General features: G+C 71.0%; 22 protein-coding genes. 14 read left to right on the top strand and 8 right to left on the bottom strand.

The features are described from left to right. Window positions 1–335: 335 nt before the first annotated feature. Together ACZ7OO_RS07335 and ACZ7OO_RS07330 are read right to left on the bottom strand one after the other, a co-directional pair. Entirely contained in the window at window positions 336–827 is a 492-nt protein-coding gene (locus tag ACZ7OO_RS07335) for a PaaI family thioesterase (RefSeq protein ID WP_471502427.1), read from the bottom strand. An 85-nt stretch (window positions 828–912) separates the two neighbouring features. After that, window positions 913–3,207 (bottom strand): FdhF/YdeP family oxidoreductase, encoded by a 2,295-nt coding sequence (locus tag ACZ7OO_RS07330; RefSeq protein ID WP_471502425.1) that lies wholly within the window; start codon window positions 3,205–3,207, stop codon window positions 913–915. Between the two features lie 196 nt (window positions 3,208–3,403). On the opposite strand from ACZ7OO_RS07330, the gene polA reads away from it, so the two are divergent. Continuing rightward, entirely contained in the window at window positions 3,404–6,130 is a 2,727-nt protein-coding gene (polA, locus tag ACZ7OO_RS07325) for a DNA polymerase I (protein ID WP_471502423.1), read from the top strand. Between the two features lie 405 nt (window positions 6,131–6,535). After that, entirely contained in the window at window positions 6,536–6,907 is a 372-nt protein-coding gene (locus ACZ7OO_RS07320; RefSeq protein ID WP_471502421.1) for a hypothetical protein, read from the top strand. Here the strand turns inward: ACZ7OO_RS07320 and ACZ7OO_RS07315 are convergent. Further along, window positions 6,843–7,682, bottom strand: a complete 840-nt coding sequence (locus ACZ7OO_RS07315) for a DUF4184 family protein (protein ID WP_471502419.1) — start codon at window positions 7,680–7,682, stop codon at window positions 6,843–6,845. The genes ACZ7OO_RS07320 and ACZ7OO_RS07315 overlap by 65 nt on opposite strands. Before the next feature lie 310 nt (window positions 7,683–7,992). Here ACZ7OO_RS07315 and ACZ7OO_RS07310 point away from each other — a divergent pair, with 310 nt between their 5' ends. The 3 genes from ACZ7OO_RS07310 to pgfA all read left to right on the top strand — a co-directional run bounded on the left by ACZ7OO_RS07310 (window position 7,993) and on the right by pgfA (window position 11,066). Continuing rightward, window positions 7,993–9,753: a lytic transglycosylase domain-containing protein gene (locus ACZ7OO_RS07310; protein WP_471502417.1), complete on the top strand. Its 1,761-nt coding sequence runs from the start codon at window positions 7,993–7,995 to the stop codon at window positions 9,751–9,753. 164 nt (window positions 9,754–9,917) lie between these two features. Further along, window positions 9,918–10,052: an SPW_0924 family protein gene (locus ACZ7OO_RS07305; RefSeq protein ID WP_471502415.1), complete on the top strand. Its 135-nt coding sequence runs from the start codon at window positions 9,918–9,920 to the stop codon at window positions 10,050–10,052. 21 nt (window positions 10,053–10,073) lie between these two features. Next, window positions 10,074–11,066, top strand: coding sequence for a cell envelope lipid trafficking protein PgfA (gene pgfA, locus ACZ7OO_RS07300; protein WP_471502413.1), 993 nt, complete (start codon window positions 10,074–10,076; stop codon window positions 11,064–11,066). Here the strand turns inward: pgfA and hrpB are convergent. Further along, on the bottom strand, window positions 11,056–13,536 hold the full coding sequence (hrpB, locus tag ACZ7OO_RS07295) for an ATP-dependent helicase HrpB (protein ID WP_471502411.1): 2,481 nt from the start codon (window positions 13,534–13,536) through the stop codon (window positions 11,056–11,058). The genes pgfA and hrpB overlap by 11 nt on opposite strands. 148 nt (window positions 13,537–13,684) lie before the next feature. Continuing rightward, window positions 13,685–14,596: a class I SAM-dependent methyltransferase gene (locus ACZ7OO_RS07290; protein ID WP_471503370.1), complete on the bottom strand. Its 912-nt coding sequence runs from the start codon at window positions 14,594–14,596 to the stop codon at window positions 13,685–13,687. A gap of 304 nt (window positions 14,597–14,900) precedes the next feature. Between ACZ7OO_RS07290 and rpsA the strand changes: the two genes are divergently transcribed. From rpsA to ACZ7OO_RS07265, 5 genes are all read left to right on the top strand, one after another. Then, window positions 14,901–16,394, top strand: a complete 1,494-nt coding sequence (gene rpsA, locus ACZ7OO_RS07285) for a 30S ribosomal protein S1 (protein ID WP_189947373.1) — start codon at window positions 14,901–14,903, stop codon at window positions 16,392–16,394. Window positions 16,395–16,697: 303 nt separating this feature from the next. Continuing rightward, window positions 16,698–18,224, top strand: a complete 1,527-nt coding sequence (locus ACZ7OO_RS07280) for a flavin monoamine oxidase family protein (protein ID WP_471503368.1) — start codon at window positions 16,698–16,700, stop codon at window positions 18,222–18,224. Between the two features lie 157 nt (window positions 18,225–18,381). Continuing rightward, the gene (locus ACZ7OO_RS07275; protein WP_471502409.1) at window positions 18,382–19,320 is read left to right on the top strand and encodes a PAC2 family protein; all 939 of its coding nucleotides are present in this window, start codon (window positions 18,382–18,384) and stop codon (window positions 19,318–19,320) included. A gap of 109 nt (window positions 19,321–19,429) precedes the next feature. After that, entirely contained in the window at window positions 19,430–20,041 is a 612-nt protein-coding gene (coaE, locus tag ACZ7OO_RS07270) for a dephospho-CoA kinase (protein ID WP_471502407.1), read from the top strand. Window positions 20,042–20,113: 72 nt separating this feature from the next. After that, the gene (locus ACZ7OO_RS07265; protein WP_471502405.1) at window positions 20,114–20,500 is read left to right on the top strand and encodes a tetratricopeptide repeat protein; all 387 of its coding nucleotides are present in this window, start codon (window positions 20,114–20,116) and stop codon (window positions 20,498–20,500) included. A gap of 12 nt (window positions 20,501–20,512) precedes the next feature. On the opposite strand, the gene ACZ7OO_RS07260 is transcribed toward ACZ7OO_RS07265, so the two are convergent. Continuing rightward, window positions 20,513–20,812 carry a DUF6343 family protein gene (locus ACZ7OO_RS07260; protein WP_471502403.1) on the bottom strand — a complete coding sequence of 100 codons (300 nt, stop codon included), beginning with the start codon at window positions 20,810–20,812 and terminating at the stop codon, window positions 20,513–20,515. A gap of 66 nt (window positions 20,813–20,878) precedes the next feature. Between ACZ7OO_RS07260 and ACZ7OO_RS07255 the strand changes: the two genes are divergently transcribed. The 3 genes from ACZ7OO_RS07255 to ACZ7OO_RS07245 all read left to right on the top strand — a co-directional run bounded on the left by ACZ7OO_RS07255 (window position 20,879) and on the right by ACZ7OO_RS07245 (window position 23,274). Continuing rightward, window positions 20,879–21,844 (top strand): acyltransferase domain-containing protein, encoded by a 966-nt coding sequence (locus ACZ7OO_RS07255; protein WP_471502401.1) that lies wholly within the window; start codon window positions 20,879–20,881, stop codon window positions 21,842–21,844. Between the two features lie 164 nt (window positions 21,845–22,008). Further along, on the top strand, window positions 22,009–22,689 hold the full coding sequence (locus ACZ7OO_RS07250) for a class I SAM-dependent methyltransferase (RefSeq protein WP_471503366.1): 681 nt from the start codon (window positions 22,009–22,011) through the stop codon (window positions 22,687–22,689). Window positions 22,690–22,800: 111 nt separating this feature from the next. Next, window positions 22,801–23,274, top strand: a complete 474-nt coding sequence (locus ACZ7OO_RS07245) for a DoxX family protein (RefSeq protein WP_471502399.1) — start codon at window positions 22,801–22,803, stop codon at window positions 23,272–23,274. A gap of 81 nt (window positions 23,275–23,355) precedes the next feature. On the opposite strand, the gene ACZ7OO_RS07240 is transcribed toward ACZ7OO_RS07245, so the two are convergent. Continuing rightward, window positions 23,356–23,976 carry an RNA-binding S4 domain-containing protein gene (locus ACZ7OO_RS07240; RefSeq protein ID WP_471502397.1) on the bottom strand — a complete coding sequence of 207 codons (621 nt, stop codon included), beginning with the start codon at window positions 23,974–23,976 and terminating at the stop codon, window positions 23,356–23,358. 144 nt (window positions 23,977–24,120) lie between these two features. Here ACZ7OO_RS07240 and ACZ7OO_RS07235 point away from each other — a divergent pair, with 144 nt between their 5' ends. Beyond that, the gene (locus ACZ7OO_RS07235) at window positions 24,121–24,831 is read left to right on the top strand and encodes a uracil-DNA glycosylase (RefSeq protein WP_471502395.1); all 711 of its coding nucleotides are present in this window, start codon (window positions 24,121–24,123) and stop codon (window positions 24,829–24,831) included. Window positions 24,832–24,932: 101 nt separating this feature from the next. Here the strand turns inward: ACZ7OO_RS07235 and ACZ7OO_RS07230 are convergent, their stop codons facing one another. Beyond that, on the bottom strand, window positions 24,933–25,595 hold the full coding sequence (locus ACZ7OO_RS07230) for a GntR family transcriptional regulator (RefSeq protein ID WP_471502393.1): 663 nt from the start codon (window positions 25,593–25,595) through the stop codon (window positions 24,933–24,935). Window positions 25,596–25,725 lie beyond the last annotated feature (130 nt).

Raw genomic sequence — 25,725 nt, 5'->3', positions numbered from 1 at the left:
CTTGTTATGACACGAGGTAATGCAGAGCGGTACAACGTGGGGGGAAAGCAGGAATTCAGTCCGATTCGCGCCGTCCACATCCTGAGAACCCGCAGGACCCGCCATGATCCGTTCAGGCGTCTCGGCGTTTTTGGTCGTTACGCGTCTCTATTGCTGGAGGCGACTTTCGGGACGGCTGAGGTGGGTCGTGAACCGTGAGGACTGGGTGCTTAGACGAATGCATATTACATGCGTATTACGCAGAGTTACGGCGAGGAAAGAAAGTCAAAGCTTCAGAACTTCTCCGCGTCTCCCGGTGCGGGCGAGGCGGAGAAGCGCCGCCCGCCGGGCTTCTGTCAAGCCTGTGCCACCTGCACGTGGACCTCGTCGCCGGGGCGCGCGTCCCGCAGCAGACAGGTGAGCCGGGCCGTGCACACCCGGCGCCCCTCCTCGTCGCTGATCACGATCTCGTACGTCGCCGTGGAGCGCCCCCGGTGGACGGGTGTGGCCACGCCAGTGACCAGACCGGAGCGGGCCCCGCGGTGATGCGTGCAGTTCAGGTCGACGCCGACCGCGATCTTCGAGCTGCCGCCGTGCAGCATCGACCCGACCGACCCCAGGGTCTCCGCCAGCACCGCGCTGGCCCCGCCGTGCAGCAGCCCGTACGGCTGGGTGTTGCCCTCCACCGGCATGGTGCCGACGACCCGGTCCGCCGAGGCCTCGATGATCTGCACGCCCATCCGGCTGCCGAGGTGGCCCGCAGAGAACAGGGCCGGCAGGTCGACGCCGAGCGAGGCGTACTCGTCGATGACCTCCTGCGGGAACTTCACATGCTGCTGCTCGCCCATGGGGCTCCGATCGTCGTACGGCTGTCTCTCCACTGAGCAAACGCTCAGTCGGCCGTCGATTCTTCCAGACGGACTGAGCGTCCGCTCAGACGGTGGCCGTCGGCTGCGGCACGCCGCTCTCGAGACGGACCACGACGGACTTGCTGGCCGGGGTGTTGCTGGTGTCGGCGGTCGCGTCCAGCGGCACCAGCACATTGGTCTCCGGGTAGTACGCCGCCGCGCAACCCCGCGCCGTCGGGTAGTGCACCACCCGGAAGCCGGGCGCCCGGCGCTCCACGCCGTCCTTCCACTCGCTCACCAGGTCGACGTAGGACCCGTCGGCGACACCCAGCGCCCGCGCGTCTTCCGGGTTCACCAGGACCACCCGGCGGCCGTTCCTGATGCCCCGGTACCGGTCGTCCAGGCCGTAGATCGTGGTGTTGTACTGGTCGTGCGACCGCAGCGTCTGCAACAGCAGCCGGCCCTCGGGGAGTTCGGGGTACTCGACCGGCGCCGCCGTGAAGTTCGCCTTGCCGGTCGCCGTCGGGAACCGGCGTTCGTCACGCGGGGCGTGCGGGAGCGCGAAGCCGCCCGGGCGCGCCACGCGCGCGTTGAAGTCCTCGAAACCGGGGATCACGCGCGCGATACGGTCGCGGACCGTCGCGTAGTCCTTCTCGAACTCCTCCCAGGGAGTGGCGCTGTCGGCGCCGAGCACCCGGCGGGCGAGCCGGCACACGATCGCCGGCTCCGACAGCAGATGCAGGCTCGCGGGCTCCAGGCGACCGCGCGAGGCGTGCACCATGCCCATCGAGTCCTCGACGGTGACGAACTGCTCGCCGCTGCCCTGGAGATCGCGTTCGGTGCGGCCGAGCGTCGGCAGGATCAGCGCCCGCGCGCCCGTCACCACGTGCGATCGGTTGAGCTTCGTCGACACGTGCACGGTCAGCCGCGCCCGCCGCATCGCCGCCTCGGTGACCTCCGTGTCGGGGGTCGCGGAGACGAAGTTGCCGCCCATCGCGAAGAAGACCTTCGCCTCGCCGTCGCGCAGCGCGCGGATGGCCCGTACGACGTCGAAGCCGTGCTCGCGCGGGGGCGCGAAACCGAACTCCTTCTCCAGGGCGTCCAGGAAGGCCGGGGCCGGGCGCTCGAAGATGCCCATCGTGCGGTCGCCCTGCACGTTCGAGTGGCCGCGGACCGGGCACACGCCGGCACCGGTGCGGCCGATGTTGCCGCGCAGCAGAAGGAAGTTGACCACCTCTCGGATGGTCGGGACCGAGTGCTTGTGCTGGGTGAGACCCATGGCCCAGCAGACGATGGTGCGCTTCGAGGCGAGCACCATACGCAGGGCCTCCTCGATCTCCGCGCGGGTGAGACCGGTCGCGGCGAGCGTCTCGTCCCAGTCGGCTGCACGGGCGGCCTTGGCGAACTCCTCGTACCCGTGGGTGTGCTCGCGCACGAACTCCTCGTCGACCGCGCCCTCTGTCTCCAGGATGAGCTTGTTGAGGAGGCGGAACAGGGCCTGGTCGCCGCCGATACGGATCTGCAGGAACAGATCGGTGAGGGCGGCACCCTTGAGCATGCCCTGAGGGGTCTGCGGGTTCTTGAACCGCTCCAGGCCGGCTTCCGGGAGCGGATTGACGCTGATGATCTTCGCGCCGTTGGCCTTGGCCTTCTCCAGCGCCGACAGCATGCGGGGGTGGTTGGTGCCCGGGTTCTGCCCGGCGACGACGATCAGATCGGCCTTGTAGAGGTCCTCGAGCAGGACGCTGCCCTTGCCGATGCCGATGGTCTCGCTGAGCGCCGAGCCCGAGGACTCGTGGCACATGTTGGAGCAGTCCGGCAGGTTGTTGGTGCCCAGCTCGCGCGCGAACAGCTGGTACAGGAACGCGGCCTCGTTGCTGGTGCGGCCCGAGGTGTAGAAGACGGCCTCGTCGGGGGAGCCGAGGGCGGCGATCTCCTCACCGATGATGTCGAAGGCCCGGTCCCAGTCGACCGGCTCGTAGTGCTCGGCGCCCTCGGCGAGATACATGGGGTGGGTGAGCCGCCCCTGCTGGCCGAGCCAGTAGCCGCTGCGGTGGTGCAGGTCGGCGACGGAGTGCTCGGCGAAGAACTCGGGCGTCACCCTCCGCAGGGTGGCCTCCTCGGCCACGGCCTTGGCGCCGTTCTCGCAGAATTCGGCCGCGTGCCGGTGATCGGGCTCCGGCCAGGCGCAGCCGGGGCAGTCGAAGCCGTCCTTCTGGTTGACCCGGAGCAGCGTCAGCGCGGTGCGCTTCACCCCCATCTGCTGCTGGGCGATGCGCAGGGTGTGCCCGATGGCCGGCAGGCCCGCGGCCGCGTGCTTCGGCTCCCCGACCCGCGGCGCGTCCTGGACCGGATCCTCCTTGGGCGACTTCGTAGCCATCCCACCCTCCCCCTCTGCACCGGCACCACTGCCATGTGCATCCGATCCTCGCACGCGCCACCGACAACGATCGAGGGCGGCCCGCAGGCGGGAACGGGAGCAATGCTTGCCGCGCCGGCGCTGTCCGGCCATGCCGGCCCGGCCGTGCCCCTCCCGTCGGCCCTCACTGTCAGTGCGGCGTGGCAGGATCGGGGGCGTGGCAGAGACAGCATCGAAGAAGACCGACAGCACCCTCAGTGGGACCCGTCCCCGGCTGATGCTCATGGACGGGCACTCGCTGGCCTACCGCGCGTTCTTCGCGCTGCCCGCGGAGAACTTCACCACCGCGACGGGCCAGCCGACGAACGCGATCTACGGGTTCGCGTCGATGCTGGCCAACACCCTGCGTGACGAGGCGCCTACGCACTTCGCGGTGGCCTTCGACGTCTCCCGCAAGACCTGGCGCTCCGAGGAGTTCACCGAGTACAAGGCGAACCGCTCCAAGACCCCGGACGAGTTCAAGGGCCAGGTCGAGCTGATCGGCGAGCTGCTCGACGCGATGCACGCGCAGCGCTTCGCCGTCGAGGGCTTCGAGGCCGACGACGTCATCGCCACCCTTGCCACCCAGGCCGAGGCCGAGGGCTTCGAGGTCCTGATCGTCACCGGTGACCGTGACTCCTTCCAACTGGTCACGGAGCACACCACGGTCCTCTATCCGACGAAGGGCGTCTCCGAGCTGACCCGGTTCACCCCGGAGAAGGTGTTCGAGAAGTACGCCCTGACGCCCGCCCAGTACCCCGACTTCGCGGCCCTGCGCGGCGACCCGTCCGACAACCTGCCCGGCATCCCCGGCGTCGGCGAGAAGACGGCCGCGAAGTGGATCAACCAGTTCGGTTCCTTCGCAGAACTGGTGGAGCGCGTCGACGAGGTGAAGGGCAAGGCGGGCCAGAACCTCCGCGACCATCTGGAGTCGGTGAAGCTCAACCGCCGGCTCACCGAGCTGGAGCGCCAGGTCGAGCTGCCGAAGACGGTCGCCGACCTGGAGCGCGCGCCGTACGACCGCAAGACCGTCGCGATGGTCCTGGACACCCTGGAGATCCGCAACCCGTCGCTGCGCGAGCGGCTCTTCGCCGTCGACCCGGGTGCCGAGGAGGCCGAGTCCACGCCGGTCACCGAGGCGGGCGTGGAGGTGGACGGCACGGTCCTCGGCACCGGTGAGCTGGCCGGCTGGCTCGCCGAGCACGGCACGGAGGCGCTGGGCATCGCCACCGTCGACACCTGGGCGCTCGGCACCGGCTCGGTCGCCGAGGTCGCGCTGGCCGCGGCAGGGGGAGCGGCGGCCTGGTTCGACCCCGCCGAGCTCGACGAGGCCGACGAGAACGCGTGGGCGGCCTGGCTGGCCGACGCCGCGAAGCCCAAGGTCTTTCACAACGCCAAGGGCGCCATGCGGGTCTTCGCCGAGCACGGCTGGAGCATCGACGGCGTCGCCATGGACACCGCCCTCGCCGCATATCTGGTCAAGCCCGGCCGCCGCTCCTTCGACCTGGACGCGCTGTTTCTGGAGTACCTGCACCGCGAGCTGGCCCCGGCCGCCGCGGCCGACGGTCAGCTGGCCTTCGGCGCGGACGACGGCGCCGAGGCCGAAGCACTGATGATCCAGGCCCGGGCGATTCTCGACCTGGGCGAGGCCTTCGAGGGCCGGCTCCAGGAGGTCGGCGCGGCGGATCTGCTCCGTGACATGGAGCTGCCGACCTCCATCCTCCTCGCCCGGATGGAGCGGCACGGCATCGCGGCCGACGGCGCGCACCTCGAAGCGATGGAGCAGATGTTCGCGGGCGCGGTGCAGCAGGCCGTGAAGGAGGCGCACGCGGCGGCCGGTCACGAGTTCAACCTGGGCTCGCCCAAGCAGCTCCAGGAGGTCCTCTTCGGCGAGCTTGCCCTGCCCAGGACCAAGAAGACCAAGACCGGCTACACCACCGACGCCGACGCGCTGGCCTGGCTCGCCAACCAGACCGAGAACGAACTACCGGTGATCATGCTCCGCCACCGTGAGCAGGCCAAGCTGCGGGTGACGGTCGAGGGCCTGATCAAGACGGTGGGGGCGGACGGCCGTATCCACACCACGTTCAACCAGACGGTGGCTGCGACCGGCCGTCTCTCCTCCACCGACCCGAACCTCCAGAACATCCCGGTCCGCACGGACGAGGGCCGGGCGATCCGCCGGGGCTTCGTGGTGGGCGAGGGCTTCGAGTCGCTGATGACGGCCGACTACAGCCAGATCGAACTGCGGGTGATGGCCCACCTCTCCGAGGACGAAGGCCTGATCGAGGCGTTCACCTCCGGGGAGGACCTGCACACCACAGTCGCCTCCCAGGTGTTCTCCGTCGACCGCTCGGCCGTCGACGCGGAGATGCGCCGGAAGATCAAGGCGATGTCGTACGGCCTCGCGTACGGTCTGTCGGCCTTCGGCCTCTCCCAGCAGCTGAACATCGACGCGGGCGAGGCCCGGGCGCTGATGGACACGTACTTCGAGCGGTTCGGCGGGGTCCGTGACTATCTGCGCCGGGTCGTCGACGAGGCCCGCGCCACGGGGTACACGGCGACGCTCTTCGGCCGCCGCCGCTACCTCCCCGACCTCAACAGCGACAACCGCCAGCGCCGGGAGGCGGCCGAGCGGATGGCGCTCAACGCGCCCATCCAGGGCACCGCGGCGGACATCGTCAAGATGGCCATGCTGAAGGTGGACGGCGCGCTGCGCGAGGCGGACCTGAAGTCCCGGATGCTCCTCCAGGTACACGACGAAATCGTCCTGGAGATCGCCCCCGGCGAGCGCGCCGAGGTCGAGACGATCCTCCGCCGCGAAATGCCCGCCGCGGTCAACCTCAGGGCGCCCCTGGACGTCTCGGTGGGCGTGGGCCCCGACTGGGAGTCGGCAGCGCACTGACCTCCGGTGCGAGCCGACAGAGGGCGCCACCCGCCGACCCTGGCGGAGCGGCGCCCTCTGCGGCTCCCCCGAACTCCCACCGGCTTACGCCCGCGCTTCATTGCGTCGGCTCACGTCCCGCGGCCACTCCTCATCCCCTTCTCCCAGCCGCCCCTCTTTCCGCCGCGACGGTGCTCAGTAACGACGGCGGTGTCCCGCGGTGCGGAACACGCGGGTCCCGGCCCGTGCGGCACCCGCCGGATGACGCCGTCGTGGTCACACACCGTCGCGACGGAAAAGCGCGGCGGAAAAAAAGGGGGGCAGCCCGGACCGGGGCGGGACGGCGGGCCGACGGCGGCTTGCCGTCGTCACTCAGCTGGCCCCCGTCAGAACGCCCCCGTCCCCGGCACCGGCAAGGATGCGGGCATGGGTATACGCATGCTTCACGGCCGGACGCCCCAGACAAGGCCCCCGGCCAAGGCCCGCTCCGCCGCGGCCCAGGTCACGGCGGCCCCGTCGGCCCCGGCCATGGCACCCGGCGCCAGCTCCGCCCGCATCCCCACCGAACTCGCCGTCACCGTACGCAAAGCGGCCACCCGTCTCCGGCGGAGACTCCGTACCCGACCCGCCCCACGGCAGTGGCTCGACCTCGCCCACAGCTATCTCACTCTGCTCCTCAGCGCACTCCCCTGCCCCCGCCGCCCCCGCACCATGACCGTGTTCGTGGCGACCCTCACCGAACGGCCGAAGGGTTCCGGCGCACGTCGCCGGCCGCCGGAGCCGGACGCCACACCCTGACCAGCACGGCGTACCCCAGCACCCCGAGCAGCAGCCCCGCGCCCGCTCCGAAGAGCACCGTGGGCAGCAGCTCCCAGGGCTTCGCCGTCGAACCCCAGTAGGCCCACCACCGCGCGGCCCGCTGCACCGCGGCGATCAGCGCGCAGCCGGCGATCCCGGCCCCGGCCCACCACCGGTCCCCTACCGACAGCGGCGGCACCCCCACCGGGTCCGCGGCCGGGGCGCGCCGTAGCGCACGGAGCACGAACACCGCGAGCACGGCCGCGGCCACCGCCGAAGTGCCGTACTGGAGCACGGTGTACAGCGGTATGCCTGCGACGTTCCGGCCGATCGCGGGGATCAGCCGTGTCCCCCAGCGGTCGTGGTGCGTGAACGCGTCCCAGATGACATGCGTGAGCGCGCCGAGCGCGGCGGAGACATACCAACGGGCCGTCAGGGAAAGACCGGCACGCGCGCGTGGCGCACCGCAGCGCAGCAGAGCCGCAGGCCGCCCCTGCCGGGCCCGGGGCAGAAGGGCCACGAGCGGCTCCCGTACCAGCACCCACAGCGCCACCAGCGCCCAGGAGAAGAGCACGTCCACGGTGAGAACACCGGTGAAGGAGTGCGTGAACCCGCCGAACTCCATCGCGCCCGGTACCGCGCTCGCCGCGTAGTAGGTGAGGTCGGGGGAGAAGGACCCCGCGACGAGCACCGCCGGCACCAGCCGCCCGCGCCCGGTCCCGTCACCGCGCACGGCGGGCAGCACGGCGGCGGCATGGCTGAGAGTGAACGGCACCGGGCCCCCTGGAGCAGTCGTCGGCCGGAGTGCCGAATCGTGATCGCGTACGACAAGTATCCGCGACACCACCATCGTTCAACGGGGAATGGCCAACTGGTGAAAATCGGGCACCGCCGGGTGTTCGCGGAATGGAAGTTGTCGTAGTGTCGCCTGGGTTGCCGCCCCGGCGGGCTTCACGGATGCGCCACCTCACCACTCGAAAGAGGTAACAGGGGGCAACCACAGCACCAGGTCAACCGTCACACCAGGGGCGAGCAGACAGACGGAGACGGGCGCTCAGAAGGCGCCCTTGGGAGGGGTTCACCTTATGGCGGCGCAATTCGGCAGGCGGCTGCGCAAGGGAGCGGCGACGACGGCCGCGGCCGCGTTGGCGGTAGCGGCTCTGTCCGCGTCCCAGGCGCCCGGCGCGACGGGCGGCGACACGGGCCGGCAGGCCAACACCGGCGCCAGCACCTCCGCACCCGACGAAGCCGGTGCGGTCGACGGCGCCACCGGCAACTCGCCGTACTACACGGACCTGCCGCCGCTCAACAGCCCGAACCCCAGCGTCGGCCCCACCGCCCCCTCGTCGAGCATCGGCACCGCCGTCTCCCGGGGCGCGGCCGAGGCCGGCATACCCGCCACCGTTCTGGACGCCTACAAGAAGGCCGAGGCGGAGCTGCGCGGCTCCAAGCCGGGCTGCAACCTGCCCTGGCAGCTGCTCGCCGCCATCGGCAAGGTGGAGTCCGGGCAGGCCCGCGGCGGCGACGTCGACGCCGCGGGCAACACCCTGCACCGGATCCTGGGCCCGCAGCTCGACGGCAACGGCTTCGCGCTCATCCAGGACACCGACGGCGGCCAGTACGACGGCAACAGCGCGTACGACCAGGCCGTCGGCCCCATGCAGTTCATCCCGTCGACCTGGGCATGGGCGGGCCGCGACGGCAACGGCGACGGCGTCAAGGACCCCAACAACGTCTACGACGCGGCGCTCGCCGCCGGCCACTACCTGTGCCGCAACGGCTGGGACCTGTCCGTCCAGGCCGACATGAACAGCGCGATCCTCAGCTACAACAACTCGCAGGACTACCTCAACCTGGTCCTGTCCTGGTACGAGTTCTACCGCAAGGGCACCCACTCGATCCCGAACGGCACCGGAACCGTACCCGGCCACCGCAGCGACGACCACAAGTCCGGCAGCGGTTCGGGCTCCGGCGGCTCCCCGTCGCCCAGCACGCCCAGCACGCCGGGTACCCCGAAGCCGAACGAGCCGACGCCGGGCACCCCGAGCACGCCCCCGTCCCTGCCGCCCACGGCCACCGACACCGTGGACCACCTGGAGGACGCGGGTACCGCCAAGCTCACGGCGATGGCGGGCGACGCGTTCGCCAAGAGGATCAGCACGCGGGCGGAGACCAAGGCCGGCCGGACCGTCTCCAAGGTCCGTATCCGCTTCACCATCGTCGGGGACACGGACGCGACCTTCACGGGCGGCGAGAGCGTCGCCATGGTCACCACCGGCAGCAAGGGCGTCGCCGTCGCACCGGCGCTCCAGGCGGGCGAGAAGACCGGCGACTTCACGGTCCGAGCCACCGTCATCGGCCGTACGATCACCCCGGTCGACTACGACGCGACGGTCACCGCGCGCGCCGCCGACGCCCTCGCCCTCGTCAACGCCACCGCGCCGACCGGCACCCCGGGCGCCGAGTTCACCGACCAGGTGCAGGTGAAGGCGACCTACCAGGGCGCCGTCGCCGACCAGGTCGCCGCCACCGCCACGCTCGTCAAGTCGGCGGACGACACCGGCGAGATCGACAAGGGCCCGTACTTCAAGGACGCGAACGGCAACCCCGTGCGGACCCTCTCGGATCTCAAGACGGACGCGAACGGCCTGCTCACGCTGCCCAAGCTGTACGCGGACGACATCTCCGGCACTTTCCTGCTCCGCATCACCACCACCGGCGGTGCGACCCTCACCGTCGAACTGACGGTCGCCGCGAGCGACCCCTCGCCGAGCCCGTCGCCGAGCCCGTCCGCATCCGAGTCCGCGTCGGCCTCCGCCTCCCCGAGCGCCTCCGCCACCCCCTGATCCACCGTCGTACGACGCCGAGGGCGCCCTCCCGCCGACGCGGGACGGCGCCCTTCGCCGTCGTACGACCTGTTCTCATCTCACCCTCCCGTTGCTACGGTGCCCAAACCTGACGATCCATCAGGAAGACCGTCGGGAAGTAGTCGGCCGTCGGGAGGCCCCGCATGCGTGCCCTGATCGCCGCCGCGACCGGTCTCGCCCTCGCGATCGTCCTGGTCGTCACGATCAGCGCCCTGGGGTCGCCGGCCGGTAAGACGTCCCCCAAGCCGCTGCTCACGACGGTGCCCTCACATCCGTAACCGCCGCCCCGGGAGGCCGAGATGCGCCGCAAGGCCAGTCTGGTCCTGCTCGCCTGCGCCGTGTTCTTCGCGGCACTGTCCCCGCTGCTGCGCTGGTACGCCTTCCCGCGCCTGGCCAAGATCCCGGCGAACCAGTACCAGGACATGGTCCTGGAGGCGAAGGACGCCACCCTCCTCGACTACGGCACCATGAAGGCGAAGCAGGTCCCCCGGATCACCATCGTGCAGACCCTCAAGGGCGATGTGGCGGCCGCGAAGAAGATCGAGGAGACGGCGGGCCGGGACGTCGTCGTCTGGGACGGCCTGTCCTACGTCCAGGGTCCCGACGGCAAGATGGTCTCCGAGATCCCCGAGCGCTACATCTTCGACGCCCACAGTCAGGAACCCGTCCACGCCACCGGCGAGATGGTCGACGGGGACCCGGTGAGACGGGACGGCATCGAGTTCAAGTGGCCGTTCCTGACCGAGAAACGGGACTACGAGTACTTCGACGCGCAGACCCGCATCACCAACCCCATCCACTACAAGGGGACGCAGACCTTCCGGGGCGTCGAGGTCTACTACTTCGAGCAGACCATCCCCTGGACCAAGGTCCCCATGCCCAAGAAGATGCCGGTGCAGGGCATCACCCCCGAGACGGTCGCCAAGACCGGCACCACCCGCTGGTACACCACGGTCCGCAAGTTCTGGGTGGAACCCGTCACCGGCGCGCCCGTCTACGGCGAGGAGATCCACAAGGAGGAGCTGCGCGGCGGCACCCTGCTGGGCGGCCGCGCCAAGGTGACGGCCTTCGCCGGCGACGTGAAGATGCGCGAGGACTACATCGAGCACACGGTCGCCCTGGTCAAGCAGAACCGCACGCTCGTCCTGATGCTGACCTCCTACCTCCCGTGGGGCTTCCTGTCCCTCGGCATCGCGCTGCTCGCCCTCTCCCTCTGCCTGGAAGCCCTCGGCCGCCGCCCGGCCGACCCGGAACCCGCACCCTCCGAGGTTCCGGAACCGGTCAGCGCCTGAGGCGTGCGTTGGTGTGCCGGGTGGGCTCGGCGGACGCCGGGTCCTCGGGCCAGGGATGCTTCGGATAGCGCCCCCGGAGTTCGGCCCGCACGCCCTTGTACCCGTCCCGCCAGAAGGAGGCGAGGTCGGCGGTGACGGCGGCGGGCCGCCCGGCGGGCGACAGCAGATGCACGAGCACCGGCACCCCGGCCACGGCCGGCGACTCCTGCGCCCCGAACATCTCCTGCAGCTTCACGGCGAGCACGGGCTGCTCGGGGTTCTCGTATTCGACCCGGATCCGCGACCCACTCGGTACGACGATCCGCTCGGGCGCCAGCTCGTCGAGCCGTCCCGCCTCCCCGCTCGCCCATGGCAGCAGCCGCCGCAGCGCCTCCCCGGCGTCGATCCGCCCGAGGTCGGCCCGGCGCCGGGCCCGCCCGAGCTCCGGTTCCAGCCACTCGTCCACGCGCGCGTGCAGCGCGTCTTCGGAGACGTCGGGCCAGGGTTCCCCGAGGCGCAGGCGCAGGAAGGCGAGCCGCTGCCGCAGTACGGCCGCGTCGGGCGTCCACCGCAACAGGCCGAACCCCTCCTGCCGCAGGCCGTCGAGGAGCGCAGTGCGTACGAGGGCGGGGTCGGCGTCCCGCAGCGGCCGCACCACGAGCTCGATCGCGCCGAGCCGCTCCACGCGCCGCGCGACGACGTCCCCGTCGGCCCAGTGGACCTCCTGGTCCTCCGAGTACAGCGACGACGCCGCCGCCCTGGCCATGTCCTCGCCCACCACCGCGGCGAGCCGCACGCGCGCGTGCCCCCTGCCGACAGGACGGTCGGCGACGGCCACCGCGAGCCACGGGGCACCGCGCAGCGGGCTGCCCTCAGCGAGCTCTGCCCGGGTGCCGGAGGCCATGAGATACGACCCGCCGTCGGCCTTGGCGACGCGCTCGGGGAAGGCGAGAGCGGCGACGAGTCCCACCGTGCGCTCGTCCACCGTGCCGGCCGGCATGCCGTCGTCGTCCGCCCGGAGCCTTCGCACCTCCGCGCGCCACCGCCCGGCATAGGCGTCACCGCCGCGCCGGGCGGCCCGCAGCGCGCCCGCCAGGTCGTCCCCGTACTCCCGGGGAGGCTCCTCGCTCAGCAGCGCGACCACCTCGGCACCCCCGCCGGGGCCGTCCAGCAACGCCCGCCCCAACCGTGGATGCACCCCCAGCCGGGCCAGCCGCAGCCCCCGTTCCGTGGCCCGTCCTGCGGAGTCGACCGCCCCGATCGCCGTCAGCACCTCCCGCGCCGCCGCCATCGCCCCGCCCGGCGGCGGATCCAGCAGTGCCAGCCCGGCGGCCCCGGGATCGCCCCAGCAGGCCGTCTGCAGGGCGAACGCGGTCAGGTCGGCCACCTTGATCTCCGGCGCCGGAAAGGCCGTCAGACGGGCGTCCTCGGCCTCGGACCAGCAGCGGTACACCGCCCCCGGAGCCTCACGCCCGGCCCGGCCCGCCCGCTGCCGCCCGGCCGCCCGCGACGCCCGTACCGTCGTCAGCGCGCTCAGCCCGCGCGCGTGGTCGACCCGCGGCTCCCGCGCCAGCCCCGAGTCGACGACCACCCGGACCCCAGGCACGGTGAGCGACGACTCGGCGACCGCCGTGGCCAGGACCACCCGGCGCCGCTCCCCGGGCGCCAGCACCGCGTCCTGGACGGCTGCCGGTGCCCGGCCATGGACCTGGAGGACCTCCACGTCCCCCAGGTCACCCAACTGGCCCGCCACGCGCGCGATCTCGCCCACGCCCGGCAGGAAACACAGCACGTCCCCCGGCCGCTCGGCCAGGGCCCGCCGCACCACCGACGCCACATGCGCCAGCAGCGCCGGGTCGACGCGCATCCCGTGCGGCGGCCGTACCGGACGCGCCGGCGGTGCCCACACCACCTCCACGGGGTACGACACACCGTCCGCCTCGACCACCGGCGCACCGCCCAGCAGTCCCGCCCACCCCTGCGCGTCCGTGGTCGCCGAGGCGGCCACCAGGCGCAGCTCCGGGCGGAGCGTCTCCCGCACGTCCCAGAGGAAGGCCGCCACCGTGTCGGCGTCCAGATGCCGCTCGTGGCACTCGTCGAGGATGACGACGTCCACGCCCGGCAGCTCCTGGTCGCGTTGCAGGCGCTGCAACAGCACACCGGTCGTGACGACCTCCACGCGCGCGTGCCGGCCCACGACCCGTTCGCCGCGAACCGTGTAGCCGACGCTCCGCCCGACCTGCTCACCCAGCAGCCAGGCCATCCGGCGGGCCGCCGCGCGAGCCGCGATCCGGCGTGGCTCGGCCACGACCACCCGCCGCACGGGGCGCCCCTCGTCCAGCAGCCCGGCCAGCGCCATCGGCACCAGAGTGGTCTTGCCGGTGCCGGGCGGTGCCACGAGGACGGCGGTGCCGTGCCCCTCCAGGGCGTCGTCCAGACCGGGCAGCGCCTGTCGTACGGGCAGCGCGTCCAGGGCGTCGTAACGGATCACGCCCCCAGTGTCGTACGCACCCGGGCACGCCCTTCACGCGCGCGTCCCCTTTCCGGGCCCGCGCAGTCCGCTTCCGGGCCCGCGCAGTCCGCTTCCGGCCCGCGCAGTCCGCTTCCGGGCCGCGCGGACCAGAAGCTCGTGGAGCCGCTCAGTCCCGCTCGCACACGAAGATCGCCGTGCCCGGGAGGAGATTGCCCCGCAGCGGCGACCAGCCGCCCCATTCGGCGGTGTTCCAGGCCGGCCACTCCGGCTCCAGCAGGTCGACGAGCCGGAAGCCCGCGGAGGCGATGTCCCGGACCCGGTCGCCGAGCGTGCGGTGGTGCTCGACGTACACCGCGTGGCCGTCCTCGTCCTGCTCGACGTATGGAGTGCGGTCGAAGTAGGAGGCGGAGACCGAGAGGCCCTCGGGGCCCGGCTCGTCCGGGAACGCCCAGCGGATGGGGTGCGTCACGGAGAAGACGAAACGGCCCTGCGGGCGCAGGACCCGCCGCACCTCGCGCAGCACCTGCCGCGGGTCGGCGACGAAGGGGAGCGCGCCGTACGCCGAGCACGCCAGGTCGAAGGACGCGTCGGCGAAGGGCAGCGCGCCCGCGTCCGCGCAGACGAGGGGAAACGATCCGCCGATGCGCAGCGAGTGCTGGAGTTGGCGGTGCGAGAGGTCGAGGGCGACCGGACGGGCGCCCTGGGCCGCCAGCCAGCGCGAGCACTGGGCGGCGCCGGCGCCGATCTCCAGGACGTCCTTGCCCTTGAGGTCCTCCGGCGGGCCGAGCAGCTCCGCCTCCACCTCGTCGAGACCCTCCGGGCCCCATACGAAACGGTCGTCGCCCAGGAACGTGCCGTGCTCGACCTGGTACTCGTCGGCGTTGCGGTCCCACCAGCCCCGGTTGGCCCGGCTGCTCTCCGCGACCCCGGCGGCACGCCGGGTGGCTTCGGGTTCGGCCTCTGTTCCGGTCTCTGACCCGGTCTCTTCGAGGTCGAACGAATCGGGCTCTTGGATGATCGGCTCCCTCGTCGTACTCTTCCGTCCAACCCCGTCCCGGGTGTGTCGCGGACGAGGTATCTCGGGCCTGCGTGGCCTCGTGGGACGGTTCTTGTGCCGGGTATGCGGCGATCCGCCCCGGGTGTGCGCCTTCGCGCATTGACCCTGCCCGGCTGCCCCCGTATGCTACAAGTTGCGCTGCGGGCCTGCGCACCTCAGACGTAGCAGGCTGCGCTCGCATCTGTTGTATGTCCCCTCGGTTTTCGAGGCGCCACCAGTGGTTTTGTGTGGCGCTTCCTTGGCTGTCCGGCTTCATCAGAGCGATACGGGCTCCCGGCGTAGCAGTACCTACGACTTCAATGTCCGTACCGGAGCCCTTTCCCACATGACGAGCAGCACCGAGACCACCGCCACCACCCCGCAGGTTGCGGTCAACGACATCGGTAACGAGGAAGCCTTCCTCGCCGCTATCGACGAGACGATCAAGTACTTCAACGATGGCGACATCGTCGACGGCGTCATCGTCAAGGTTGACCGGGACGAGGTTCTCCTCGACATCGGTTACAAGACCGAAGGTGTCATCCCGAGCCGTGAGCTCTCGATCAAGCACGACGTCGACCCCAACGAGGTCGTCGCCGTCGGTGACGAGATCGAAGCCCTTGTTCTCCAGAAGGAGGACAAGGAAGGCCGCCTGATCCTCTCGAAGAAGCGCGCCCAGTACGAGCGTGCCTGGGGCACCATCGAGAAGATCAAGGAAGAGGACGGCATCGTCACCGGTACCGTCATCGAGGTCGTCAAGGGTGGTCTCATCCTCGACATCGGCCTCCGCGGCTTCCTCCCGGCCTCCCTGGTCGAGATGCGCCGTGTCCGCGACCTCCAGCCCTACGTGGGCAAGGAGCTCGAGGCCAAGATCATCGAGCTGGACAAGAACCGCAACAACGTGGTCCTGTCCCGCCGTGCCTGGCTGGAGCAGACCCAGTCCGAGGTCCGCCAGACGTTCCTCACGACCCTCCAGAAGGGTCAGGTCCGTTCCGGTGTGGTCTCCTCGATCGTCAACTTCGGTGCCTTCGTGGACCTGGGTGGCGTCGACGGTCTGGTCCACGTCTCCGAGCTGTCCTGGAAGCACATCGACCACCCGTCCGAGGTTGTCGAGGTCGGCCAGGAAGTCACCGTCGAGGTCCTCGACGTCGACATGGACCGCGAGCGTGTCTCCCTGTCGCTGAAGGCGACCCAGGAAGACCCGTGGCAGCAGTTCGCCCGGACCCACCAGATCGGCCAGGTCGTGCCCGGCAAGGTCACGAAGCTGGTTCCGTTCGGTGCGTTCGTCCGTGTGGACGAGGGCATCGAGGGTCTGGTCCACATCTCCGAGCTGGCCGAGCGCCACGTGGAGATCCCGGAGCAGGTCGTCCAGGTCAACGACGAGATCTTCGTCAAGGTCATCGACATCGACCTCGAGCGTCGCCGGATCTCGCTGTCCCTGAAGCAGGCCAACGAGTCCTTCGGTGCCGACCCGGCCTCGGTCGAGTTCGACCCGACGCTCTACGGCATGGCCGCGTCCTACGACGACCAGGGCAACTACATCTACCCCGAGGGCTTCGACCCCGAGACCAACGACTGGCTCGAGGGCTACGAGACCCAGCGGGAGGCGTGGGAGCACCAGTACGCCGAGGCGCAGCAGCGCTTCGAGCAGCACCAGCAGCAGGTCATCAAGAGCCGCGAGGCCGACGCTGCCGCTGCCGCCGAGGGTGGCGAGGCTGCCGCTCCGGCCGCCTCGGGTGGCGGTTCGTACTCCTCCGAGGGTGCGGACACCTCCGGCGCGCTGGCCTCGGACGAGGCGCTGGCCGCGCTGCGCGAGAAGCTGGCCGGTGGGCAGAGCTGAACGCTAGCCGCTGGGCCTAGCCGGTAACTGAGGGGCCGTACCTTTCGAGGTACGGCCCCTTGGCGTTGGCCGGTTTGTTCGTCAATCGTCGGCTCGTTCATCGGCTTGTTCCTCGACTTCGCGTTCGCAGAAACGTGTGGGATACACCAGTAACTGCTGGGCCGTAACGCGGCGCTGCGACGCTTCCCCGGTCTTCGTTCAAGATCGGGGAGGAACCCAGGCATGGCACAGCCTCAGTACAGGTCAGGGACGAACCGGCGGACGTTCCTGCGGAACGTCGGTCTCACCGGTGGCGCCGGCGCCATGTTCGCCACCATGGGAGCCATCGGCCTCGCTCCCACCGCCCAGGCGGCCCAGCGCGAACAGCCCTTCCGGGCGCCCGGCACAAGCGACTTCACGCTCACCGGGCGCGCCGCGGCGAGGGTCGTCATCCTCGGCGGCGGCATCGCCGGACTCGCCACCGCGTACGAACTGGGCAAGGCCGGCTACGACTGTACGATCCTGGAGGCCAGGGACCGTACCGGCGGACGCAACTTCACCGTGCGCGGCGGTGACTCGACCACCGACCTCTACGGCCACACGCAGACCGCGAGATTCGCCGACGGCCACTACATGAACGCCGGGCCGGCCCGAATACCGCAGTGGATGATCACCCTCGACTACTGCCGTGAATTCGGCGTCCCCATCGAGGTGTTCACGAACACCAACGCCGACGCGTACCTCTACAACGAGTCCGCCGGCATGACGAAGCCCGAGCGCTACCGCACCGCCAAGGCCGATGTGTACGGCTACGTATCGGAGTTGCTCGCCAAGGCCACCGACAAGGGCGCCCTGGACAAGGAACTGACGGCCACCGACCAGGAACGGCTCGTCGAGTTCCTCAAGGACTGGGGCGAACTCGGCGACAAGCTGACGTACGAGGGCGGTGAGCGGCGCGGATACACGACCGTACCGGCCGCCGCCGGCACTCCCGGGGTGCTCCTCGGCGATGTCCCGTCCGCCTCCGAGGTGTTCGCGAGCGGCGTCGGGCGCTACTTCTCCTTCGAGTTCGGCTTCGACCAGGCGATGCTGATGTTCCAGCCGGTCGGCGGCATGGACCGGATACCGAAGGCGCTCACCCGGGCGATCGGCGCCCACCGCGTCCGTACCGGAGCCGTGGTCTCCAGGATCACCGACAAGGGCGACGGCGTCACCGTGACATACACCGAGAGCGGCCGTACCAAGGTCGTCGACGCCGACTACTGCGTGGCCGCCATGCCGCCCAACATCCTCGCCAAGGTGCCGCACAACCTGGGCTCCGGCGTGCAGAGCGCCCTGGAGGCCGTCACACCGTCGTCCGCGGCCAAGATCGGCCTCGAATACCGCTCGCGCTGGTGGGAACTGGACCACCGCATCTACGGCGGCATCACCGAGACCGACCAGGACGTCACACACATCTGGCACCCCTCGTACGGCTTCCACGGCGAACGGGGCGTCCTCATCGGCTACTACAACTACGACACCGACGCCGACTCATACGCCCAGCTCACCCCGGCCCGGCGCGAACAGCGCGCGGTGGCCGCCGGTGTGAAGATCTACGGCGACAAGTACCGCACCGAGCTGGCCACCTCCTTCTCCCACCACTGGCGCCAGACCCCCCATCTGGAAGCCGCCTGGCACGACACCCCCGGCGGTCCCGACGACGTGCGCTACAAGCCGCTCAACGAGCCCACCGGCCGGGTCTACTTCGCCGGCGACTGGCTCAGCTACATGGACGCCTGGCAGCACGGAGCGTTCAGCTCCGCGCGGAAGGCGGTCATGGCACTGCACGCGCGCGTGCTGTCCGCATAGGGCCCGAGAGGGCGCGACATGCCGGTGTGCGGGCACGCGCGCGTGCCCGCACACCGGCATGAGAAGGCGGTGAGTGGCCTGTCGATCGGAGCGGTGACGGGAATGCCCGCGGCTCTTGCCACGTTGTCCCGTACGAACACGAGGAGGAGCGGTCACAGTGCTTGATCCGCAGGGTTTGTACGCATGGGAGCCGAAGGGCCTGGCCGTCGTAGACATGGCGCTGGCCCAGGAGTCGGCCGGTCTTGTCATGCTCTACCACTTCGACGGATACATCGACGCGGGCGACACCGGCGACCAGATCGTCGACCGGCTCCTCGACTCGCTGCCCCACCAGGTCGTCGCCCGCTTCGACCACGACCGGCTCGTGGACTACCGGGCCCGCCGCCCGCTGCTGACCTTCAAGCGGGACCGCTGGACCGAGTACGAGGAGCCCAGCATCGAGGTCCGGCTGGTGCAGGACGCCACAGGTGCGCCGTTCCTGCTGCTGTCGGGCCCCGAGCCGGACGTCGAGTGGGAGCGCTTCGCCGCGGCCGTACGGCAGGTCGTGGAGCGGCTCGGAGTCCGGCTGTCCGTGAACTTCCACGGCATCCCGATGGGCGTCCCGCACACCCGCCCCGTCGGTCTCACGCCGCACGGCAACCGTACCGACCTCGTCCCGGGGCACAGCAGCCCCTTCGATGAGGCCCAGGTGCCCGGCAGCGCCGAGGCACTGCTCGAATACCGCCTCATGGAGTCGGGTCACGACGTCCTGGGCGTCGCCGCGCACGTCCCGCACTACATCGCCCGCTCCGCCTATCCCGACGCCGCCCTGACCGTCCTGGAGGCCGTCACGGGCGCCACCGGCCTGGTGCTCCCGGGCATCGCGCACGGCCTGCGCACGGACGCGCACCGTACGCAGACGGAGATCGACCGCCAGATCCAGGAGGGCGACGAGGAACTCACCGCCCTGGTTCAGGGCCTTGAGCACCAGTACGACGCCGCCGCGGGGGCCGAGACCCGGGGCAACATGCTCGCCGAACCGGTGGAGATCCCTTCGGCGGACGAGATCGGCCTGGAGTTCGAGCGTTTCCTCGCGGAGCGTGAGGGCGACAACTGAGGCCCGCGCGGGCCCGGAACCGAGCCCTCGGGCCTGGATCAGGGGCTGTCCGGGCCGGAACCGGGGCCTGTCCGGGCCGGTGTCGGTGGCAGGGCCTAAGCTTCGGGGCATGCTGAAAGTGGGCCTCACCGGCGGGATCGGCGCCGGCAAGAGCGAGGTGTCGCGGCTGCTCGTCGGGCACGGCGCGGTGCTGGTCGACGCCGACCGCATCGCGCGTGAGGTCGTCGAGCCGGGGACCTCCGGCCTGGCGGCCGTCGTCGAGGCCTTCGGGCCGGACGTGCTCGCCGCCGACGGCAGCCTGGACCGGCCGAAGCTGGGCTCGATCGTCTTCGCCGACCCGGAGAAGCTCGCCGTACTGAACTCGATCGTGCACCCCCTGGTCGGGGCCCGCTCCCGCGAGCTGGAGACTGCGGCCGCCGCCGACGCGGTGGTGGTCAACGACGTCCCGCTCCTCGCGGAGAACGGCCTCGCGCCGTTCTACGACGTCGTGCTCGTCGTGGATGTCGCCCCCGAGACCCAGCTCGACCGGCTGACACGGCTGCGGGGGATGGCCGAGGAGGACGCACGCGCGCGCATGGCCGCGCAGGCGACGCGCGAGAAGCGCCTGGAGATCGCCGACATCGTGATCGACAACGACGTGGCCCTGGACGCGCTGGAACAGCGCGTCGCCGAGGTGTGGGCCGACCTCGTGCGCCGGGCACGGGTGTCCGGTTCGAGTTAGCGGTCATGCGTCTTCGAAATAGCGGGTACCCGTCCGGGCGTTGAACCGCTTCAGTGAGGGAAGGACTTTGCCGTGCCCGAGACCAGCGGTTCGACCGGACGTACTCCGGAGACGCACGTCATCGATTTCCGTGCCGCCGAGCAACTGCTCAACGCGCGGGACCCGCGGGGTGCGGTGAAACTGCTCGACGGAGTGATCGCCGCGCACCCCGAGAACACGGCCGCCCGGCTGCTGCGCGCGCGTGCCTTCTTCGCGGCCGCGCAACTACGCCCCGCCGAGCTGGAGTTCACTATCGTCCTGGAGCGCGAGCCGGACAATGCGTTCGCGCACTTCGCGCTCGCCCGGACCTACCAACGCCAGGGCCGCGCCGACCTCGCGATACGCCACTTCCGGCTGGCGGCCGCCCTGGACCCGAACCCGCAGTACCTGAAGGCGGCCCGCTTCGACGACGGCGCGTGAGCGGACGTCTGCTCACGGGTGACCGTGCTGCGGCGGGTGCCGCAGTCGCCGCGGGCCGTTGTCCGGCGGCCGGTACGGCGGCACATCGGGGCCGGGCTGATAGTGCGGGCCCTGCCTGATGTGCCTGAGGATGATGGCCATGTCGGTGGTCGCCACCAGCCACAGCACCCCACAGGCGGCCGCCCAGCCGGGACGGCCGACCAGCGCGAACACCGCCGTGCCGAAGATCGCCCAGGCCACGCCCCACACGCTCAGCCACAAGCGCGCCCGCAGCGCACTGCGCGCGGTCGCCGGTTCACTGCCCGTACGCATCACGGATCACCACTCCTGCTTGCAACGTACTCTTCGACCAGGACGTTCACCAAGGGGGACCCCGCCGTGCTGCCGGACGCCGACAACCTGCCCGAACTGCTCCTCGACCTCGCCGTGCCGCACGAGGACATCAACCAGGTGGTGGCCCTGCGGCGGACCGTGACCGCCGATCCCGGAGTTCAGCGGCTGCTCGCCGAGTGCGCCGACGAGGTCACCGGCGCCACGGCCGCCACAGCGGGGGCCGGTGACCCGTCCGGGCTCGGTGAGCTCGCCGCCACCGCTCCGGCCGCACTGGACGGGTACTTCCTGGTCTACGTCTTCCTCGCCGCGGTGCCCCACGCCCGTGCGTACCACCACGCGCGGGGCGTCCCCGCCGACGTGTCCCGGCGCACGCTGGCCGACCTGGGGCGCGGTATGACGCTGCACCGAAGGCACTACGGCAGGGGAGGACTGGCGCCCCTCCAGGCGTCCTGGCTCACCCGCCACTTCCGCGGGGAGCTGTACCAGCTGGGCCGGCTGCAGTACGAACGGGCGCGGCTGGGCGAACGCACGGCACGAACGATCACGGCAACGGGCACGGGCACGGGCACGGACACGGACACGGACACGGGCCACGCCGTGTCCGTGGCTCCGGGGCAGCCCTGCCTGAACCTGCACATCCCCGACTACTGCGGACCACTGACCCCCACCGCCTGCGACCGCTCGCTGGCCCTGGCACGGGAGTTCTTTCCGCAGCACTTCCCGGAGGAGCAGTACCCGGTCGCGACCTGCCACTCCTGGCTGCTCGACCCGCAGCTGAGGCGGTACCTGCCGACGGACTCGAACATCGTCCGCTTCCAGGACCGGTTCCGACCCGGGTACGTGGACCCGGAACCGGCCGACACGACGGCCGTCCGGTTCGTCTTCGGCGCCCCGGACCTGCCGGTACGGGACCTGCCCCGGCGTACGTCGGTGGAGCGGGCGGTGGGTGACCATCTGCGGGCGGGCGGCCACTGGTATCTGGGGCACGGGTGGATTCCGTGGGAACGGTGAGGTCACCGGGGGCACGGTGACCTCGGCCGGCCTCTGATGCTCCGTCAACCTCATCCACGTGGAGGAAAGTTCCCGCCGGACCGTGGACTACTCGAACGGGTGAACCGTAAGGGTGTGGGAACGGCCGTGCGGCCGTGGGCCGTTGTTCGGGCATGACGGTTGAAATGCGTGAGGGGCACGAGGGAACAGGTCCCGGTGCGATCACCCCCGACGGCTGCGCGGTGGAGCTCTACTCCCGGCTGGCCGTGGGGGACGCGCCGGACATCATCGAGGCGGCGGTCCCGGCCGGCGCCCACATCCTGGAGCTGGGCAGCGGCGTGGGGCGGATGACCCACCCGCTCCTGGACCGCGGATTCACGGTCACGGCGGTGGACGAGTCGGCGGAGATGCTGGAGCGCGTCCGCGGGGCACGCACGATACGCAGCAGCATCGAGGGGCTCGACCTGGGCGAGAAGTTCGACGTGGTGATGCTCGCGTCGTTCCTGGTGAACACCGGTGACGTGGAGGTGCGCCGGGGCATGCTGCGCACCTGCGCGGCGCATGTGGCGGACGGCGGCTGTGTGCTCATCCAGCGGGAGGGCGCGGACTACCACTCGGACGTGCCGAGGGAACGGGTCGACCCCAGCGGCTACACGGTGCGGATCGTGTCCGTGGAGCCGGTCGGGGACGGGGTGAACTCGGTCCGCGCGGAGTACGAGTTCCCGGACGCGAGCTGGACACAGACGTTCCTGGCCCGGCCGCTCACCGAGAAACAGTTCGAGGAGGCGCTCGCGGAAGCAGGACTGGAGGTGACCGAGTATCTGACCGAGGACGGGGTGTGGGTGAGGGCGGTACCGGCGACATAGCGAGAGACGGCGGGTAGCCGGGAAATCCGGGCGGCAGCCGATGAGTTCTCCGTCGGCGGCGGGTCTACCTCTGTGACAGCAACAGGGACCGCAACCCCCAGGAGAACCCCCATGTCCAAGCCCACCGCTTCCGTCGCCCTTGCCGCTTCCGCCACTTCCACCGCGTCCGCGCCGGTCGTCGCCGAGTCCGCCACCGCCCGCGGCCGCCGTGCCCGCCTGGCCCTGCGCGCGGTGCAGGTGCTGCTCGCCCTGTTCTACGGCATCGCGAGCGCGCTGCCCAAGCTGATCGCGCACCCGTCGGCCGTCGAGTCCTTCGACAGGATCGGCTGGGGCAGCGCGGGCATGTACACCATCGGCATGCTCGAACTGGCCGGTGCTGTCGCCCTGTTGATACCGGTGCTGCAGTCGGTGGCGGCGATGGCGCTGAGTGCGCTCATGGTGGGCGCGTTCATCGTCCAGCTCACCGTCTTCGACGGCCAGTACGCGGCGACCCCGCTGATTCTGATCGTGCCGCTGGCCCTGATCGCCTGGGCCCGGCGCGGACAGAACGCACGGTTGTGGGGACTGATGCAGCCCCGTGCGTGACGCGCCGCTCCCGCCGAGCGCGCAAGGAGGAAGGAGCCGGGCGCGGCCTGGCCGAACTCCGGGGAACAGGCGGACGGTGGATCACCGTCCGCCGGTGCGCCCACCGTCCGGCCGGCCCATCCCGCCCATGCCTCCCGTCCCGCCCATTCCTCCCATCCCACCGAGGCCGCGCAGTCGTTCCAGTTCGCGGCGGTCGCGCTTGGTGGGGCGGCCGGTGCCGCGATCGCGCAGACCGATGGGGACGAAGGCCTCACGGGGCGGGGGCGGCGGGGAGTTGTCGAGGTAGCACTGGGCGGCCACCGGGGCACCGACCCGCTTGCGGATCAGACGCTTCACGATGACGATCCGCTCCCGCCCCTCGTGGCGCAGCCGCACCTCGTCACCGACGCGCACGGAATGGGCGGGCTTGACCCGCTCGGCGTTCACCTGGACGTGCCCGCCCCGGCAGGCGGTGGCTCCCATGGAGCGGGTCTTGATCAGGCGTACGGCCCAGATCCAGCTGTCGATCCGCACGTTCTCGCCGGGAGCGGGCTTCGCGGCCTCGGCGGCGGCGATGGCCGCTGCCACGGCAGCGGGGTCTGCGTCGGCGGCCTGGGCAGCAGGCGCCGGGGTGCCTTCGGCGGGCTCGGCCGAGGCGGGGGCGGGAGCTTTGGGCCCACCGCTCTCGCGCTCCCTGCTCTCACCCGCGTCCTCAGAAGCCATGCCCCCGACCTTAGCCCCCCGAGCCGAGAGAGACGGAGCCGATTTCCCGGGCGCTCACGCACCCCCCTCGCACCGACCCACCCCACTCGCACCGACCGAATCGATGCGGCACGGCCAGGTCTGCCCGGCTTTACCGTGGACCTTGTGCACCGCGCTCCTCTCACACCCCTCGACCCCCTCGCCCGCCTCGACCAGCGCGTCAGCGCCTGCCGTGCCTGCCCGCGCCTGGTCGCCTGGCGGGAGGACGTGGCACGTACCAAGCGTGCCGCGTTCGCCGACTGGACGTACTGGGGCCGGCCCGTCCCCGGCTTCGGGCCGCCCGACGCCCGGCTGCTGATCATCGGCCTCGCCCCGGCCGCGCACGGCGGTAACCGCACCGGCCGGATGTTCACCGGCGACCGCTCCGGCGATGTGCTGTACCAGGCGCTGTACGACATCGGGCTCGCCTCGCAGCCGACGTCGGTGCGCGCCGACGACGGTCTGGAGCTGTACAGCGTACGGATCACCGCGCCCGTGCACTGTGCCCCGCCCGCCAACAAGCCGACCCCAGAGGAGCGCGACACCTGCCGCCCCTGGTTGGTGGAGGAGCTGGGGCTGCTGCGGCCGACGCTGCGTGCCGCCGTCGTGCTCGGCGCCTTCGGCTGGCAGGCCGCGCTGCCCGCGTTGGCCGAGGCCGGTTGGAGCGTGCCCCGGCCCCGTCCGGCCTTCGCCCACGGCACCCGGGTCGACCTCGATGGCCTGGACCTCTTCGGCTGCTTCCACGTCAGCCAGCGCAACACCTTCACCGGCCGCCTCACCCCCGAGATGCTCCGCGATGTGCTGCGGACGGCGGCGGAGGCGGCCGGGCTGCGGTGACGACGGCGGGCTCAGACGATATGGGCCGCCGCCAACGGACGGTCGGCGACCGTGTGGGTCCATGTTCCTGTGGGCGACTCCGTGCGAGGTCAGAGCCGTCGCTAGGGCTCCTCGCCGAAGAGGTGCCGTACCGTCGAGCGGTAGTTGGCCTGGACGTGGCCGAGTGCGCGGGCGCGGGCGCGGTCCGGGTCGCCGGAGGCGATCGCCTCGTACAACTCGCGGTGTTCGGTGAGTAGCTGCGGCCACTCCTCGTTCCGCCGGGTGAGCCAGCGCAGCCGGCCGTCGACCGGTTCCATCACCGAGATGAGCAGGCTGTTGCCGGCCAGAGCCAGGATGCGGTCGTGGAAACGGGTGTTGATGTCCGTGATCGTCTCGGCGTCCCCGGCCCGCGTCGCCGTGGCGGCCCGGTCGAGCAGGTCCCGCAGTTCGGCCAGCGCCTGTGGAGTCGCCCGTGCCGCCGCCAGCCCGGCCGCGTACACCTCCAGCGCCTCGCGCAGCTCGAAGAGCTCCTTGACGTCGATGGGGGTCAGTCGGCGTACGACGGTCCGGCGGGCCGACTCGAAGAGGACGAAACCCTCGGCGACCAGGGCCCGGATCGCCTCCCGAACCGGCACCCGGGACACCCCGAACCGCTCGGCCAGCTCGCGCTCGACCAGCCGGTCGCCCGGGCCCAGACGCCCCGCGATGATGTCCTGCCGCAGGGTCGCGAGGACGCGCTCGCGCACCGCGCCCAGGGGTTCGATCTTCGCCGTGGGGGATCCCATGGGGCCATCTTCGCCGACCTGAGGGGGCTTTTACGGGGATCTGGCACAAGTTCCGTGAGCCGGTCACGCGTTGTAGTTGTTGATCTTCTTGCGGTGGGTGCGGAAGTCGCCTTGAAATCGTTCCTCGTGT

The organism is Streptomyces sp. NPDC111744 (assembly GCF_055634995.1).
Note: the sequence above shows the minus strand (reverse complement) of the source record. Positions and strands in the feature narration are given on the sequence as shown.

Excerpts from the sequence above, each read along its gene's own strand:
- ACZ7OO_RS07330 (WP_471502425.1), bottom strand. The coding sequence starts at position 3,207 with ATGGCTACGAAGTCGCCCAAGGAGGATCCGGTCCAGGACGCGCCGCGG.
- ACZ7OO_RS07250 (WP_471503366.1), top strand. The coding sequence starts at position 22,009 with ATGCGTGAGGGGCACGAGGGAACAGGTCCCGGTGCGATCACCCCCGAC.
- ACZ7OO_RS07245 (WP_471502399.1), top strand. The coding sequence starts at position 22,801 with ATGTCCAAGCCCACCGCTTCCGTCGCCCTTGCCGCTTCCGCCACTTCC.
- coaE (WP_471502407.1), top strand. The coding sequence starts at position 19,430 with ATGCTGAAAGTGGGCCTCACCGGCGGGATCGGCGCCGGCAAGAGCGAG.
- ACZ7OO_RS07320 (WP_471502421.1), top strand. The coding sequence starts at position 6,536 with ATGGGTATACGCATGCTTCACGGCCGGACGCCCCAGACAAGGCCCCCG.
- ACZ7OO_RS07310 (WP_471502417.1), top strand. The coding sequence starts at position 7,993 with ATGGCGGCGCAATTCGGCAGGCGGCTGCGCAAGGGAGCGGCGACGACG.
- ACZ7OO_RS07240 (WP_471502397.1), bottom strand. The coding sequence starts at position 23,976 with ATGGCTTCTGAGGACGCGGGTGAGAGCAGGGAGCGCGAGAGCGGTGGG.
- pgfA (WP_471502413.1), top strand. The coding sequence starts at position 10,074 with ATGCGCCGCAAGGCCAGTCTGGTCCTGCTCGCCTGCGCCGTGTTCTTC.
- ACZ7OO_RS07280 (WP_471503368.1), top strand. The coding sequence starts at position 16,698 with ATGTTCGCCACCATGGGAGCCATCGGCCTCGCTCCCACCGCCCAGGCG.
- ACZ7OO_RS07305 (WP_471502415.1), top strand. The coding sequence starts at position 9,918 with ATGCGTGCCCTGATCGCCGCCGCGACCGGTCTCGCCCTCGCGATCGTC.
- ACZ7OO_RS07260 (WP_471502403.1), bottom strand. The coding sequence starts at position 20,812 with ATGCGTACGGGCAGTGAACCGGCGACCGCGCGCAGTGCGCTGCGGGCG.
- ACZ7OO_RS07335 (WP_471502427.1), bottom strand. The coding sequence starts at position 827 with ATGGGCGAGCAGCAGCATGTGAAGTTCCCGCAGGAGGTCATCGACGAG.
- ACZ7OO_RS07230 (WP_471502393.1), bottom strand. The coding sequence starts at position 25,595 with ATGGGATCCCCCACGGCGAAGATCGAACCCCTGGGCGCGGTGCGCGAG.
- rpsA (WP_189947373.1), top strand. The coding sequence starts at position 14,901 with ATGACGAGCAGCACCGAGACCACCGCCACCACCCCGCAGGTTGCGGTC.